Source organism: Halorubrum sp. CGM4_25_10-8A (genome assembly GCF_005435025.1).
GTDB classification, from domain to species: domain Archaea; phylum Halobacteriota; class Halobacteria; order Halobacteriales; family Haloferacaceae; genus Halorubrum; species Halorubrum ezzemoulense.
In genome coordinates this window covers 142,429-155,984 of sequence record NZ_SGTX01000004.1, presented here as the reverse complement: position 1 = coordinate 155,984, position 13,556 = coordinate 142,429, and the positions used below count along the sequence as shown (strand labels likewise).

General features: G+C 69.8%; 13 protein-coding genes and 1 tRNA gene. 9 read left to right on the top strand and 5 right to left on the bottom strand.

Translation table 11 applies throughout. The features are described from left to right. The first annotated feature begins 72 nt into the window (after positions 1 to 72). The 3 genes from ligA to EXE52_RS06680 all read left to right on the top strand — a co-directional run bounded on the left by ligA (position 73) and on the right by EXE52_RS06680 (position 4,139). On the top strand, positions 73 to 2,238 hold the full coding sequence (ligA, locus tag EXE52_RS06690; protein ID WP_137703571.1) for an NAD-dependent DNA ligase LigA: 2,166 nt from the start codon (positions 73 to 75) through the stop codon (positions 2,236 to 2,238). Positions 2,239 to 2,319: 81 nt separating this feature from the next. Beyond that, positions 2,320 to 3,327, top strand: a complete 1,008-nt coding sequence (locus EXE52_RS06685) for an ABC transporter ATP-binding protein (RefSeq protein ID WP_089308449.1) — start codon at positions 2,320 to 2,322, stop codon at positions 3,325 to 3,327. Then, on the top strand, positions 3,324 to 4,139 hold the full coding sequence (locus tag EXE52_RS06680) for an ABC transporter permease subunit (protein ID WP_089308448.1): 816 nt from the start codon (positions 3,324 to 3,326) through the stop codon (positions 4,137 to 4,139). Before EXE52_RS06685 ends, EXE52_RS06680 begins: the two co-directional genes overlap by 4 nt. Before the next feature lie 244 nt (positions 4,140 to 4,383). On the opposite strand, the gene EXE52_RS06675 is transcribed toward EXE52_RS06680, so the two are convergent. After that, a tRNA-Val gene (locus EXE52_RS06675) sits at positions 4,384 to 4,457 on the bottom strand. Between the two features lie 61 nt (positions 4,458 to 4,518). Here EXE52_RS06675 and EXE52_RS06670 point away from each other — a divergent pair. Next, the gene (locus EXE52_RS06670) at positions 4,519 to 4,998 is read left to right on the top strand and encodes a DUF192 domain-containing protein (RefSeq protein WP_089308447.1); all 480 of its coding nucleotides are present in this window, start codon (positions 4,519 to 4,521) and stop codon (positions 4,996 to 4,998) included. Between the two features lie 66 nt (positions 4,999 to 5,064). Then, a complete protein-coding gene (locus tag EXE52_RS06665; protein ID WP_089308446.1) occupies positions 5,065 to 5,478 on the top strand; it encodes an SHOCT domain-containing protein in 414 nt (137 codons plus the stop codon). A 35-nt stretch (positions 5,479 to 5,513) separates the two neighbouring features. Here the strand turns inward: EXE52_RS06665 and EXE52_RS06660 are convergent, their stop codons facing one another. The 4 genes from EXE52_RS06660 to EXE52_RS06645 form a co-directional block, all read right to left on the bottom strand. Next, the gene (locus EXE52_RS06660) at positions 5,514 to 6,632 is read right to left on the bottom strand and encodes an ABC transporter ATP-binding protein (RefSeq protein WP_089308445.1); all 1,119 of its coding nucleotides are present in this window, start codon (positions 6,630 to 6,632) and stop codon (positions 5,514 to 5,516) included. 102 nt (positions 6,633 to 6,734) lie between these two features. Continuing rightward, a complete protein-coding gene (locus EXE52_RS06655; RefSeq protein WP_086215243.1) occupies positions 6,735 to 7,679 on the bottom strand; it encodes a carbohydrate ABC transporter permease in 945 nt (314 codons plus the stop codon). Then, positions 7,676 to 8,662, bottom strand: a complete 987-nt coding sequence (locus tag EXE52_RS06650) for a carbohydrate ABC transporter permease (RefSeq protein WP_049932706.1) — start codon at positions 8,660 to 8,662, stop codon at positions 7,676 to 7,678. The genes EXE52_RS06655 and EXE52_RS06650 overlap by 4 nt, the downstream gene beginning before the upstream one ends. Before the next feature lie 53 nt (positions 8,663 to 8,715). After that, positions 8,716 to 10,065: an ABC transporter substrate-binding protein gene (locus EXE52_RS06645; RefSeq protein ID WP_089308444.1), complete on the bottom strand. Its 1,350-nt coding sequence runs from the start codon at positions 10,063 to 10,065 to the stop codon at positions 8,716 to 8,718. Positions 10,066 to 10,212: 147 nt separating this feature from the next. On the opposite strand from EXE52_RS06645, the gene EXE52_RS06640 reads away from it, so the two are divergent. From EXE52_RS06640 to EXE52_RS06625, 4 genes are all read left to right on the top strand, one after another. Further along, positions 10,213 to 10,869, top strand: a complete 657-nt coding sequence (locus EXE52_RS06640) for a DUF4013 domain-containing protein (RefSeq protein WP_049932702.1) — start codon at positions 10,213 to 10,215, stop codon at positions 10,867 to 10,869. A gap of 84 nt (positions 10,870 to 10,953) precedes the next feature. Beyond that, entirely contained in the window at positions 10,954 to 12,003 is a 1,050-nt protein-coding gene (locus EXE52_RS06635; protein ID WP_049932701.1) for an AAA family ATPase, read from the top strand. Continuing rightward, entirely contained in the window at positions 12,000 to 12,641 is a 642-nt protein-coding gene (locus tag EXE52_RS06630) for a protein sorting system archaetidylserine decarboxylase (RefSeq protein WP_049932700.1), read from the top strand. The genes EXE52_RS06635 and EXE52_RS06630 overlap by 4 nt, the downstream gene beginning before the upstream one ends. A 148-nt stretch (positions 12,642 to 12,789) precedes the next feature. Further along, positions 12,790 to 13,458, top strand: coding sequence for an HVO_2922 family protein (locus EXE52_RS06625; RefSeq protein WP_089308443.1), 669 nt, complete (start codon positions 12,790 to 12,792; stop codon positions 13,456 to 13,458). Positions 13,459 to 13,556 lie beyond the last annotated feature (98 nt).

Genomic DNA, 13,556 nt, shown 5'->3' with positions numbered 1-13,556 from the left:
CCGACCCGGACACCGTCCGACGGCCGCTCGCGAACCGGCCTTTTTACCGGGTCGCGCCCCGACGATCGACCGATGACGACCTCGTCGACCCGGCACGCGGACCCGGACGAGAACCCTTACGTCGAAGACCCGCCGACCGACTTCGACCCGGTCGCCGACCTCTCCGAGGACGAGGCCGCCGAACAGGCCGCCCTGCTCCGGGCGGCCGTCCGCGAACACGACCACCGGTACTACGTCGAGGCTGCCCCCCTCGTCACCGACGAGGAGTACGACCGGCTGTTCGCCCGACTGGCGGACCTCGAAGCGGCGTTCGACCTCCCGACCGAGGACTCGCCGACGCGCCGAGTCGGCGGCGAACCGCTCGACGAGCTGGAGAGCGTCGAGCACGTCGCGCCGATGCGCTCGATCGACAACGACACCGACGCCGACGCCGTCCGCGAGTTCGACGAGCGCGTCCGCGAGGGATTGGCGGACGCGGCCGACGCCGGCGACCTCCCCGGGTTCGACCCCGGCGACCTCGCGTACGTCTGCGAGCCGAAGTTCGACGGGCTCTCCGTCGAGGTGGTGTACGAAGGCGGCGCGTACGTCCGCGCGGCCACGCGCGGTGACGGGCGCGAGGGCGACGACGTGACCGAGCAGGTCCGGACGATCGGATCGGTCCCCGCGCGGCTCCGGGGCGACGACCACCCCGAGCGCCTCGCGGTCCGCGGGGAGGTGTACATGCCCCGCGACGCATTCGAGGCGTACAACGAGGCGCTCATGGAGCGCGGCGAGGAGCCCTTCGCGAACCCTCGGAACGCAGCGGCCGGGACGCTCCGCCAGCTCGACCCCGCGGTCGTCGCCGAGCGCCCCCTCGACGTCTTCTTTTTCGACGTGCTGGCGTGGGAGACGGGCGACGACGGCCCCGAGCGCCCCGCGCGCCACCGCGACGCGCTCGACGCGTTCGCGTCGCTCGGCCTCCGGCGGAACGACCGCGTGAAAGTCGTCGACGATGTCGAGGCCGCGATCGACTACCGCGACGAGATTCTCGCCGCCCGCGACGAGCTGAACTACGCGGTCGACGGCGTCGTGATCAAGGTCGACGCGCAAGCGCACCGCGAGGCGCTCGGGAGCACGTCGCGCGCGCCGCGGTGGGCGTTCGCGCATAAGTTCCCGCCGCGGACCGCGACGACAACGGTCGAGGGCGTCACGGTCCAGGTGGGCCGCACCGGACGGCTCACGCCCGTCGCCGAGCTCGACCCCGTCGCGGTCGGCGGGGTCACCGTCTCGCGCGCGACGCTCCACAACCCCGCGGAGATCGAGGCGCTCGGCGTGAACGTCGGCGACCGGGTCCGGATCTACCGCGCGGGCGACGTGATCCCCTACGTCCCGGAGGTCGTCGAGAAGCGGTCGGAGGGGACCTACGAGTTCCCCGACGCCTGCCCGGTCTGCGGCGCCGCGGTCGAGCGCGACGGCCCGCTCGCGTTCTGTACCGGCGGGCTCGGCTGCCCCGCGCAGCTGGAGCGGGCGGTCGAACACTGGGCGCGCCGCGACGCGCTCGACGTGGAGGGGCTCGGCCCGGAGCGCGTCGAACAGCTCCGCGAGGCCGGCCTCGTCGAGTCGCTGCCGGACCTGTACGACCTGACCGCCGCCGATCTCGCCGCACTGGAAGGGTGGGGCGAGACGAGCGCCGAGAACCTGATCGCCGAGCTCGACGCCACCCGCGACCCGCCGCTCGACGACTTCCTCGCCGGACTCGGGATCCCGGACGTCGGCGCGACGACGGCGCGGGCGCTCGCCGCGCACTTCGGGACGCTCGACGCCCTCCTCGACGCCGACGAGGCGGCCCTCCGCGAGGTCGACGACGTCGGCCCCGAAGTGGCCGGGTCGATCCGCTCGTTCTTCGCCCGCGAGGAGAACCGCGCCGCGATCGCGGGGCTCCGCGAGCGCGGCGTCGACCCCGAGCCGTTCGAGAGCGACGCGGGCGACGCTCCGGCCGACGCGCTCGACGGCCTCACCTTCGTGTTCACCGGGTCGCTCTCCGTCCCGCGGAGCGAGGCCCAGGCGCACGTCGAGGCGCACGGCGCGTCGGCGACGTCGAGCGTCTCCGGGAACACGGATTACCTCGTCGCCGGCGAGAACCCGGGCCGGTCGAAGCGCGACGACGCGGCCGCCGAGGACGTGCCGGTCGTCGACGAGGACGGGTTCGGCGACCTGCTCGCGGACCGCGGCGTCGACTGGCCGCCGACCGACGACTGAGGCGACGGGAACGGGGGCACCGTCGGCCGCGCTCCGCGGCGACCCGCAACCATTTATCAACTTACGACGGAACCGAATGATATGACCGCGATCGAACTGCGGGGCGTGACCAAGGAGTTCGGCGACGTCACGGCCGTCCGCGACCTCGATCTCACCGTCGAAGACGGCGAGGTGTACGGGTTCCTCGGCCCGAACGGCGCGGGCAAGTCGACGACGATCGACATGCTCTTGGACCTCGTCCGCCCGACGGCGGGGACGGTCCGCGTCCTCGGTGCCGACGTGGCGACCGACGGGGTCGATGTCCGGCGTCGGACCGGCGTGCTCCCCGACGGATTCTCTGTGTACGACCGCCTCTCCGGGCGGAAACACGTCGAGTTCGCCGTGGAGTCGAAAGAGGCCGCGGACGACCCAGACGCGCTGTTGGCGCGCGTCGGGCTCGCCGACGCCGCCGACCGGGCTGCCGGGGAGTACTCGAAGGGGATGCGCCAGCGGCTCGCCCTCGCGATGGCGCTCGTCGACGACCCCGACCTGCTGGTCCTCGACGAGCCCTCCTCCGGCCTCGACCCGGCCGGCGCGAAGGAGATGCGCGAGATCGTCCGCGCGGAGGCCGAGCGCGGTGCGACCGTCTTCTTCTCCTCGCACATCCTCGAACAGGTCGACGCCGTCTGCGACCGCGTGGGCATCCTCCGCGACGGCGAACTGGTGGCCGAAGACTCCGTCGAAGGGCTCCGCGAGGCCGTCGGCGGCGAGGAGACGCTCGACGTCGCGGCTGCCGGCGCCGACGACGAGGCGATGGCGGCGGTCCGCGCGCTCGACGGCGTCTCGGGCGTCACCCGCGACGGCGACGAACTGGTGGTGAACTGCGACAGCGACGCGAAGACCGAGGTCATCGCCGCCTTGGAGGACGCCGGCGTCGCGGTCGCCGACTTCCACACCCGCGAGGCGTCGCTGGAGGACCTCTTCCTCGCCTACACGGAGGGCGACGCGGCGACGCGCGACGCCGGCGCCGCCGCCTCCGCGCCGACCGAAGGCGAACCGACCGACGACGCGACGGACGACGATTCGGCGTCCGAGGAGGTGGACCGATGAGCCTCGTCGCCATCGCCCGGAAGGACTTCCAAGAGACGGTCCGGTCGCGGGGCATGATCGCTCTGGTGGTGCTGTTCTCGCTGCTCGTCGCGGCGTTCGCGTTCGCCGTGCGCCCCACGGCCGAGAGCGAGCAGTTCGCCACGGAGGTGCTGTTGAGCGTCTTCATTGGTCCGTTCCTCGTCACGACGCTCGTCCCGCTCGTCGGCGTCGTCGTCGGCTACAACGCGGTGAGCGGCGAGCGCGAGTCCGGCTCGCTGAAACTGCTCCTGTCGCTGCCGCACTCGCGGGCGGACGTGGTCTTCGGCAAGGTCGTCGGCCGCGGCGCGGCGCTCGCGCTCGCGGTGTTCGCCGGCTTCCTGCTCCCTGCGCTCGTGTTGATCGCCGCGCCCGTCGTGTTCAACGGCGGCGCGTTCCTCGGGTACACGGTGTTCGCGGCCGCGCTCGGCGTCGTGTTCGTCTCGATCGCGGTGGGCTTCTCCGCCGCGTCGTCGACCCAGCGCCGGGCGCTCATCGGCGGCGTCGCGATCTACGTCCTCTTCGTCCTGCTCTGGGGCGCGGTCACCGGGCGGCTCGTCGGGGCGGCCGGCCCCCTCGTCGACGCGCTCCCGGTGTCGGCGACGCAGCTCCGGGTGTTCCTCCGCGTCTCGAACCCCACGACCGCGGTGGAGGCGCTGTCGAACGCGTTCCTCGGCGAACAGCTGTTCAGCGGCGAGACGGCGAACCGGCAGCTCTCCGCGGCCGCGATGTTAGTCTTCTGGACGCTCGCGCCGCCGCTCGCCGGCCTGCTGAAGTTCGACGCCGACGACCTGTAAGCGGGGGCCGCGCCTGCGGCTCGCGGAGTCGCTCGCCGCAGGAAGTTGGATCGGGGGGATTCGAACCGCGCCCTCAGACACGCACGTCGCTGTCGCTCACGGTGTGTTCGCGACAGCGACAGTGGGCTCGGGCGGGTTCGAACCGAAATCGGACGTGCTCGCTCGCTCCGCTCGCTGCGCGCGACCGATAGGGTTCGACAGCCCTCGCAGACATCTCTGTGACTCACTTCGTTCGTCCCAGAAATGGGCTCGGGCGGGTTCGAACCGCCGATCTCAGCCTTGTAAAGGCCGCGTCATAACCAGCTAGACCACGAGCCCTCACCCGTCTGAACCCACCGGGAGCGGAAAACGGTTTCTTTCTCCGGCGCGACGATCGACCGTGAACCGCCGTCTCGCCGGGGTCGCGGCCGCGCTCGCGCTCGTCCTCCTCGCCGTCGCCGCCGTCGCCGCGACCAATCCCGCGTTCCTGATCACCGGCTACGACACGACCACGGTCGAGGCCGTCGACGGCGACACCGGGGAGTCGCTCGCGACGGTCGAGGCCCGCGTCGCCGACGGCTTCCTGAAGCAGTACGTCGGACTCTCCGCGACCGACGACCTCGACGCGGGCGAGGGGATGCTGTTCGTTCACGGCGACGCCGCCGAGCGCGCCTACGTGATGCGCGACATGGCGTTCCCAATCGATATCGTCTTCGTCGATACCGACGGGACCGTCACGACGATCCACGAGGCCGCGCCGGAGTCAGGCTCGCTCACGCGCTACGAGGGCACCGGGAAGTACGTCCTCGAAGTCCCCCGCGGGTGGAGCGAGCGCCACGGCGTCGACCCCGGCGACCGACTGGTGATCGACCGCGAGTGACGCCGCGGCGCCGCGGTCGCGCCCGGCGACGAAACCGCTTTCAGCCTCGCCGGCGTCGCCACGACCATGACCGGACTCCCCGCCCGGATCGCGTGGAACCTCCGCCACCGCTGGCGGCGGATGTTCGCGCTCTGCGTCGTCGGCGCCGGCGTCGCCGCGCCCCTCCTCACCGGCGTCTGGTGGTGGCTCCCGCTCGTGTGGTTCTTCGGCCTCTTCATCGCGCTCCCGATCCTCCACACGCTGGTGAAGCCGGTCCCGGACGACGGCTCCGACGAGGACGCGCACGCGACCGGCGACCCCGCGCTCGACGCCCTCCGCGAGCGCTACGCGAACGGCGACATCGACGAACGCGAGTTCGAACGCAAGCTGGACCGCCTCCTCGAAACCGAGGACGCCGAGACGGTCGACGCCCCCGGCGAGGACGTCGCGAACAGGGTCCGCGAGGGCGTCCGGCGCGAGGTAGAGCGGCTGCGGGAGTGAAAACGAGGCCACCTCCCGAAAGCGAATCCGGCGCGTTACTCGTCGATCTCGCGGTTGTGGACCGCTTCGCCGGAGGTTCCGTCGAAGAGGTGGATCGTCTCTTCGGGGATCTCGACGGTGATCTCGTCGCCGGCCGAGACCTGCTGGAGGCCGCCGACGGTGGCGATGAACGTCTCGCCCTCCGGGGCGTCCGCGAACCGGAGGTACACGGTGTTCTCGTCGCCCATCGGCTCGACGACCTCGACGACCGTCGAGAAGGTGTGGTCGCCGGCCGAGTCGCCGGCCAGCGAGATGTCCTCCGGACGGACCCCGAGGGTGAGGTCGGTCACGTCGCCCACGTCGTCGAGCGTCGACCCCGAGAGCGGGTAGTCGAACATGTCGCCGATGAGGGTCTCGCCGTCCCGCTCGACGGGGAAGAAGTTCATCGACGGGTCGCCGATGAACCCGGCGACGAACCGGTTCGCCGGCTCGTGGTAACACTCCAGCGGCGTCGCGACCTGCTGGAGCTCGCCGGCGTTGAGGATCGCGATCCGGTCGCCCATCGTCATCGCCTCGGTCTGGTCGTGCGTGACGTACATCGTCGTCACGTCGAGCTCGTCTTGGAGGCGCTGAAGCTCCGTCCGCATCTCCGACCGGAGCTTGGCGTCGAGGTTGCTGAGCGGCTCGTCCATGAGAAACACCTCCGGGTCGCGGACGATCGCCCGCCCGAGCGCCACCCGCTGCCGCTGGCCGCCGGAGAGGTCGGCTGGCTTCCGGTCCAGCAGCTCGGCGATGCCCATCGTCTCCGCGGCGTCGGCGACGCGCGTCTCGATCTCCCCGTCGGACAGATCCGTCGACTCCTCTAACCCGAACGCCATGTTCTCTTCCACGGTCATGTGGGGGTACAGGGCGTACGACTGGAACACCATCGCGATGTCCCGGTGCTGCGGTTTCACGTCGTTGACCCGCTGGCCCGCGAGGCGGATCTCCCCGCTGGAGATCGTTTCAAGGCCAGCGACCATCCGGAGCGTCGTCGACTTGCCACAGCCCGAGGGACCGACGACGACGAGGAACTCGCCGTCGCGCATCTCGATGTCGACGTCGTCGACGGCGACAATCTCGCCGTCGCCGTCGGGGAACACCTTCGTCACGCCGTCGAGTTCGAGCGTTCCCATCCTATCGCCCCCGCGAGTCGGCGCGGCGGTTTGAGAGCGATTCCTCCGGTCGGCTGCGTGAGTGCTGTCGAGTCATAGATTGCTGCTGGCGAGCGATGGCGGTCACGTCGCCACCCCCTCGGCGAACTCCTCGCCGAACGCGATGTACACCGCGAGCGTCGGGAGGGCGGCGATGAACGCGCCCGCCATGCGGAGCGCGAAGTCTTGGCCTTCGAGGGACGTTCCCAGTCCCGCGAGGATCAACACGATCGGCGCGGCCGCGCTGGACTCCGTTTGGACCAACACGAGGGTGAACAGGAGGTCGTTCCAGATCTGCGTGAACTGATAGATCAGGACCACCGCGAACATCGGTCCCGAGAGCGGGAGCACGATGCGGCGGTAGATCCGGCGAATCGACGCGCCGTCCAGCCGCGCCGCCTCGATCATCTCGTCGCTCATGTTCTTGTAGTACGACCTGAACAGAACAGTACAGATCGGCAGGCCGTACGCCACGTGCGTGATGATCAGTTCGATGACGCTGGCGTAGTCGTTGTTGATCCCGAGCGCCCACAGGAACCCTAACCACTCTTGGAGCGGGATCATCGACCAGAACTGCGAGAGCGGCACGAGAACGGCCTGATAGGGAATGAATACCCCGGCGACCAGCAGCGCGAGGACCGGCGCCTTGTACTTCTGCTTCCAATTCGACTGGGTGAGCCCGTAGGCGGTGAAACTCCCGAGGAGCGCCGAGATGACGGTCGCCGGGATCGCGTACAGCGCGCTGTTGATGAGTCCCCGGCCGAGCGCGTCGAACGCCGCCCGCCACTTCTCGAAAGTGAACGTACCGCCCGTGGGCGGCGCGAAGGGAAGGGACCCGCTCACGCCGCTGGCCGTCTTGAACGAGGTGACGAGCCCCGACTCGATCGGGATCAGGAAGAAGCTCAACATCCCGAGCAGCCCGAGGTACAGGAGGACCCGGTACGCGTCGAGGCCCGAGAGTAGTCCAGCGGACGCTCCGGGGTCCGCTTCCGTTACCGTACCACCGTCGGTTCGTGCGTCGTTGCTCATAGGTTCCCTCGGTTGTACTGGTAGTAGAGGTACGGACCGACGATGCCGAGCGTCATCACGAACAGGGTGATGGCGACCGCGGACGCGTACGCCCAGTTCAGGTTCGCGTACGCCTCGCGGACCATCTTTGTCGCGAGGATGTCGGCCCCGTTCGGTGGTCGGTACCCGCCGACGAGCGAGTAGAGGAAGTCGAACGCCTTCAGCGCGAACACCATCAGGACGACCGAGGCGCTGATCGTCGACCCCTTCAGCTGGGGGATGATCACGCGCCAGTACATCCTGACCGTGGAGGCCCCGTCGACCTTCGCCGCCTCGTAGTGTTCGTTCGGAATCGCCCGCAGGCCCGCGAGGAACACGACCATCGCGTACCCAGCGAACTGCCACATCAGCGCGAACATGACCGCCCAGAGGACGATGTCCGGGTTCCCGATCCAGTCGACTCGGCCGAGTCCGAGCGACGTGATCACGATGTTGATCACCCCGTTGTTGAAGTTGAACATCCACGCCCAGAACTGGGCGGTGACGACGAACGAGAGGCTCATCGGCAGCAGGTAGATCGTCCGGAAGGTGTTCTCGAACCGGATGTTCCGGTCGATGAGGATCGCCAGCCCGAGCCCGAGCGCAAGCGTCACGAGGGTGAACCCGACGAGCAGGATGAAGGTGTTGATCGCGGCGTCGACGAACCCGCTGTCCGCCAACGCGCGGCTGTACATCTGGAGGTCGAGGTCGCTGTAGTCCGGGGTCCCGAATCCGGTGAAGTCCGTCAGCGATATCAGGAGGTTCCAGATGATCGCTCCGTAGACGAACAGTCCCACCAACAGGAACGGCGGGAGCCAGAACTGCGACGACTCCACGAAGTCGCTGCCGAAGCGCTCGTTCAGCGCGGCGACCGGACTGAACCCGGAGCGCTGCCCGTCCTCGGCGACGCCGCCGTCCGTGACCGCGTCGCCACTGTCGTCGCCGGTGTCAGTATTTCGTGTCATATTGTTCTTCGTGCGCCGAAACCGCCGAAATCCGGTCGCATCGTGGACCGGAGTCAGTTAGAGACCGCGTCGACGAATCCTTGCGTGGCGGCGTCGACGTCGTACGGTCCGGAGAATTCGCTGGAGATCACGTCGTTCAGCGACGTCATGGTCTCCGAGGGGACGCCGAGACCGTGCTGGAGGTTCGGCGGTCGCTGGTCCGCGCTGGCGAAGTCCTCCTGCGTCTCCTGGAGGTACGGGCCGAACTGGCTCATGTCCACGTCGGTGCGCGTGGGGATCGAGCCCTTATACTGGTTGAACGCGACCTGTGCCGCCTCGCTGCCGGCGAAGGCCATGAACTGCTCCGTGGCCTCCGGACTCGGGTTGTCCGAGGGGTAGAGGAACGAGTCGAAGTGGAGCATGTACATGCCCTCCGAGCCGGGGTACGTCTTGAAGCCCCAGTCCTCGTCGTAATTGAAGTCCTCGGCGTTCCGGTAGGCGCCGGCCGCCCAGTTCCCCTGGTGGATGAACGCCGCGTTCCCCTCGATGATGTTCTGGTTGGACTCGGTGAGCCCGATCGAGGAGGCGTCCTCGTTGATGTAGTTCCCGAGGATCTCCGCGAGCGACTCGAAGGTCGCGCGGACAGCGGCCTCGTCCGGGCTCCCGTCAAGGAAGCTCATGTACGCGTCGTACCCCTCCTGTCCGAGCATCGTCGAGGCGAACAGCTGGGTCGTGGTCCAGGTGCCGCTCGCGCCGTGGGTCATCGGAATCGCGTCAGTCTCGCTCTGGACCGTCTCCAGCGCGTCGATCAGCGCCGAGACGCTCGTCAGCGAGTCGGGGTCGACGCCCGCTTCCTCGACGACCGACGTGTTGTAGAACAGGCAGTTCAGCCGGTGCGAACCGAGCGGAACGGCCCGGTACGCGCCGTTGTACTGGTGGAGGTCGACCGCCTCGTCGACCATCACGTCCTCGAAGCCTTCGGACTCCCAGACGCCGCCGACCTCGCCCAGCACGCCCTCGTACCGCTGGAGGTTCGGGCCGGGCCAGTTGGCGAAGGAACTCGGCGGGTCGCCGTTCTGGAGCCGGTTCGCGACGACCGCGTCGAGGTTCTGATTCCCGCCGCCGCCGATCGGGTTGAACTCGTGGTCGACGTCCGGATACTCCTCCTCGAAGGCCGCGACGAGTGCTTCGGCCGCGCGGGCGCCGTCGCCGCCGGTCCACGCGTGGAGCACTTCGAGCGTGTTATCGCTGCCGCCGTCGCTACCGTCGCCGCCGTCGCTACCGTCGCCGCCGTCGCTACCGTCGCCGCCGTCGCTACCGTCGCCGCCGTTGCCGCCGGAACAGCCAGCGAGGCCTGCGAGCGTCGCTGCCCCCGTCGCTCCGACGAAGTGTCGCCGCGACAACCGCTTGTCTTGATTTGTCATGGTACTCCACTATGTACAATGGATCTTTGGCATATATACTTACTCATTTTTTTAGAACTATTTTTGACGGATTTCTTTACGGACGGTTTCAGTCCCGAGCGACCCGGGACCGACGGGCATACCACGGTTCGGGCGATGAGCGTACTCATGCGCCCCTCGATCGCCGCCGTCACGTACCCGATCGCCGGCGACGCCGCCGAGCGACCGCTGCTTGCTGTCTGGCTGCTGTTCGCGCTGTCGGTCGTCGTCCCCGTGCTCCCGGCGGTGCCGGTCGTCGGCTACCTCGTCCGCGTGTTGGCCGCCAGCGAGCGCGGCGAGTCGATCCCGCCGTTCCTCTCCGAGCCGCGGACGCTCGTTCGTCGGTCGATCGGGGGAGCGGTCGTCTGTTTGGCGTACCTCGGCGTTCCGCTCGCTGCCCTCCTCGTGACGCTCTACGGGGTCGTCTCGCTGGAACCCGGCGCGAACGCGCCTGTCGGTCGGATCCTCGCCGGCTCGACGGCCGTCCTCTTCCTCGGCATCCTCGGCACGTATCTCGCGCCGATCGCGTTGACCGTGTACGGGCGCGAGGGGTCGCTCCGCGGAGCGTTCTCCCCGGACGCCGTCCGCCCGGTCGCCGGACACGCGGCGTATTTCTTCGGCTGGACGCTCGGCTTCACCGCGCTCGTGGTCACCGTTGGAGTCGGCGGCGCGCTGTTCACCCTGTCGCGTCTCGGCCCCCTCGCCGGGACCCTCGTCCTCGCGTACGGCCTCCTCGTGGCCGCGTACCTCCTGGGTCGCGCCGTCGAGCGCGCGAGGCGACGGTAGGCCGCGCTGTCGGCCGCCGAACGCACGCCGCTGGGGGCGCCGCGACCGACCGATTCTTGACCGGGCGGCCCGGAGGTGACGGTAATGCAGGGACCGCTGTGGATAGACACGCACGCGCCAGATCTCGACGAGATCCGGCAAAACGAGGCCCGCGACCGCCTGCGCCGGGCCGTCGACGAGCCGATGAACCTCGTCGTTCAGGGGCCGCCGGGGGTCGGGAAGACGGCGGCCGCGCGCGCGCTCGCCGACGCGTCGCACGCCGACCCGGACGCCGACCTGATCGAGATCAACGTCGCCGACTTCTTCGGCCGGACGAAAAAAGAGATCCGCACCGACCCGCGGTTCGAGGGTTTCCTCGCGGGGCGGAGCAGCATGGCGAAACGCGACATGATAAACCGCGTGCTGAAGGAGTCCGCGTCGTACGCGCCGATGTCCGGCGAGTACAAGACGGTCCTGTTGGACAACGCGGAGGCGATCCGCGAGGACTTCCAGCAGGCGCTGCGCCGCGTGATGGAGAAGCACCATCGGACCACGCAGTTCGTGATCGCGACCCGCCAGCCCTCGAAGCTCATCGCCCCGATCCGGTCGCGCTGCTTCCCGGTCCGCGTGCGCTCCCCGACGACCGACGAGACGATCGACGTCCTCGAGACGATCTGCGACTGCGAGGGCGTCGACTACGACGGTGACGGGCTGGAGTTCGTCGCCAGCGCGGCCGGCGGCGACCTCCGAGAGGCGATCCTCTCGGCGCAGGCGACCGCCGTGGAGGGCGACGAGCTCACCATGTCGACCGCCTACGAGACGCTCGGCGAGGTCGGCGACGACGACGCGCTCCGCGAGGCGCTCGCCGCCGCCCGCGACGGCGACCTGAAGGGCGCGCGCTCGACGCTCGACGACCTCCTCGACGAGGGGTACAGCGGGCAGGAGCTGCTCCGCGAGACGCTCCGTGTCGCCCGCGCCGGTTCCGAGTTCGGCGGCGACGACCTCGCGCGGCTCCACGCGCTCGCCGGCGAGGTCGACCTCGACATGACAGACGGGCTCGACGACACGACGCACCTCGTCCACCTGCTCGCGGCGTGGGCCGCGGGGCGGACCGAGCTCTCGCCCGAACTGCGGGACGCGGAGGTGCCCCCGTGAGCCGCGCGCCGCCGCTCTCGCGGCTCCTCCCGTTCCCGGTGGTCGACGCCGCGTGGGACTTGGCGCTCGTCCCGGCGCTCGCGGGCGCCGTCGCGCTGCCTGTCCTCTCGCCGGTCGGCGTCGCGCTCGTCGCGCTCGCGGTCGGGATCCTCTGGTTCCACCGCGACCCGGAACGCGATCCGCCCGACCCGGAGGAAGCGGTCGTCTCCCCCGCCGACGGCACGGTCTCCGTCGTGCGCGAGGAGGGTTCGCGGCTCCGCGTCGGCGTGTTCATGAACGTCACCGACGTCCACGTCAACCGCGCGCCGATCGCGGGCGAGGTCACGGAGGTCCGCCACCGCCCCGGCGCGAACCGCCCCGCGTTCGACAAGGAGTCGGACCGCAATGAGCAGGTCGCGATCGACTTCGGCGACTACGAACTGCTCGTCATCGCCGGCTGGTTCGCCCGCCGGATCCACCCCTCGGTCGAGGCGGGCGACCGGGTCGAGCGCGGCGACCGCGTCGGACACGTTTCGTTCGGCTCGCGCGCGGACGTCGTGTTGCCCGCGGACGTGACGCGCGACGACCTCCTCGTCAGGGAGGGCGACGGCGTGCGCGCGGGCGAGACGATCATCGCGGAGCGGCCGGACGATCCTTAGATCCATCACGCGACGCGGTCGAACGGTTCCGGACCTCTCGCGCGGCGCTGTTGCGCACGGCGTCGAATCGGGCGTCGCCTCGGACCGCACGACCGACATCCGAGTTCGGGCATACGCTTTTGTTTCGCGGCAGTGACCGTTATCGCGTATGCCAGATGATACCATCCACGAGTCGAAGCGGTCGCGGACCCGACAGGGGCTGGCCACGTACCTCCGCCGGATCGCTCGGGCGCTGGGACGCGGCGAGCCGGTGCCGGTCGACGAGGCCGGCACGGTGACCGTCGACGCGGCCGCCACCGGCGACGTCGAGGTCGAACTCGAACGCGACGACGAGACGGTCCACCTCGAGGTCGAGATGGAGTGGCCCGATGAGGAGGCCGCGGTCGACTCCGACGCGGCCGCGAGCAAGGCCACGTTCGAGCTGTACGCCGACAGCGCCGACCAGTACCGCTGGCGGCTCCGACACGACAACGGGAACATCATCGCCGACGGCGGCGAGGGGTACGCCGACAAGCGCGACGCCCGCTCGGGGATCGAGAGCGTCCAGCGGAACGCCCCGGGTGCGCACGTCGTCGACGTCTCGCGCGACGAGGAGGCGCCAGACGAGGGGGGCAGCGACGCCGTCTTCGAGCTGTTCCGCGACAAGGCGGACAAGTACCGCTGGCGGCTCCGGCACGGCAACGGCAATGTCATCGCCGACGGGGGACAGGGGTACGCCTCCAAACAGAAGGCGAAACAGGGGCTGCGCAGCGTCAAGTCGAACGCGCCGGGCGCGGCCGTCGAGGAGCCCGGAGACGCCGAGGGATCCGAGGAGTAGCACCGCCCGCCCCGTCTGGGGCTTCGACCCGCCCGGTCCGATCCCGCTCGACCGACCGCGGACCGCACCGCTTATTCGCCGGCCCTCACTACCTCGGG

What these genes read in the sequence shown, in the direction of transcription:
- ligA (WP_137703571.1), top strand. Translation starts at nt 73, where the DNA reads ATGACGACCTCGTCGACCCGGCACGCGGACCCGGACGAGAACCCTTAC.
- EXE52_RS06685 (WP_089308449.1), top strand. Translation starts at nt 2,320, where the DNA reads ATGACCGCGATCGAACTGCGGGGCGTGACCAAGGAGTTCGGCGACGTC.
- EXE52_RS06680 (WP_089308448.1), top strand. Translation starts at nt 3,324, where the DNA reads ATGAGCCTCGTCGCCATCGCCCGGAAGGACTTCCAAGAGACGGTCCGG.
- EXE52_RS06665 (WP_089308446.1), top strand. Translation starts at nt 5,065, where the DNA reads ATGACCGGACTCCCCGCCCGGATCGCGTGGAACCTCCGCCACCGCTGG.
- EXE52_RS06660 (WP_089308445.1), bottom strand. Translation starts at nt 6,632, where the DNA reads ATGGGAACGCTCGAACTCGACGGCGTGACGAAGGTGTTCCCCGACGGC.
- EXE52_RS06655 (WP_086215243.1), bottom strand. Translation starts at nt 7,679, where the DNA reads ATGAGCAACGACGCACGAACCGACGGTGGTACGGTAACGGAAGCGGAC.
- EXE52_RS06650 (WP_049932706.1), bottom strand. Translation starts at nt 8,662, where the DNA reads ATGACACGAAATACTGACACCGGCGACGACAGTGGCGACGCGGTCACG.
- EXE52_RS06645 (WP_089308444.1), bottom strand. Translation starts at nt 10,065, where the DNA reads ATGACAAATCAAGACAAGCGGTTGTCGCGGCGACACTTCGTCGGAGCG.
- EXE52_RS06640 (WP_049932702.1), top strand. Translation starts at nt 10,213, where the DNA reads ATGCGCCCCTCGATCGCCGCCGTCACGTACCCGATCGCCGGCGACGCC.
- EXE52_RS06635 (WP_049932701.1), top strand. Translation starts at nt 10,954, where the DNA reads ATGCAGGGACCGCTGTGGATAGACACGCACGCGCCAGATCTCGACGAG.
- EXE52_RS06625 (WP_089308443.1), top strand. Translation starts at nt 12,790, where the DNA reads ATGCCAGATGATACCATCCACGAGTCGAAGCGGTCGCGGACCCGACAG.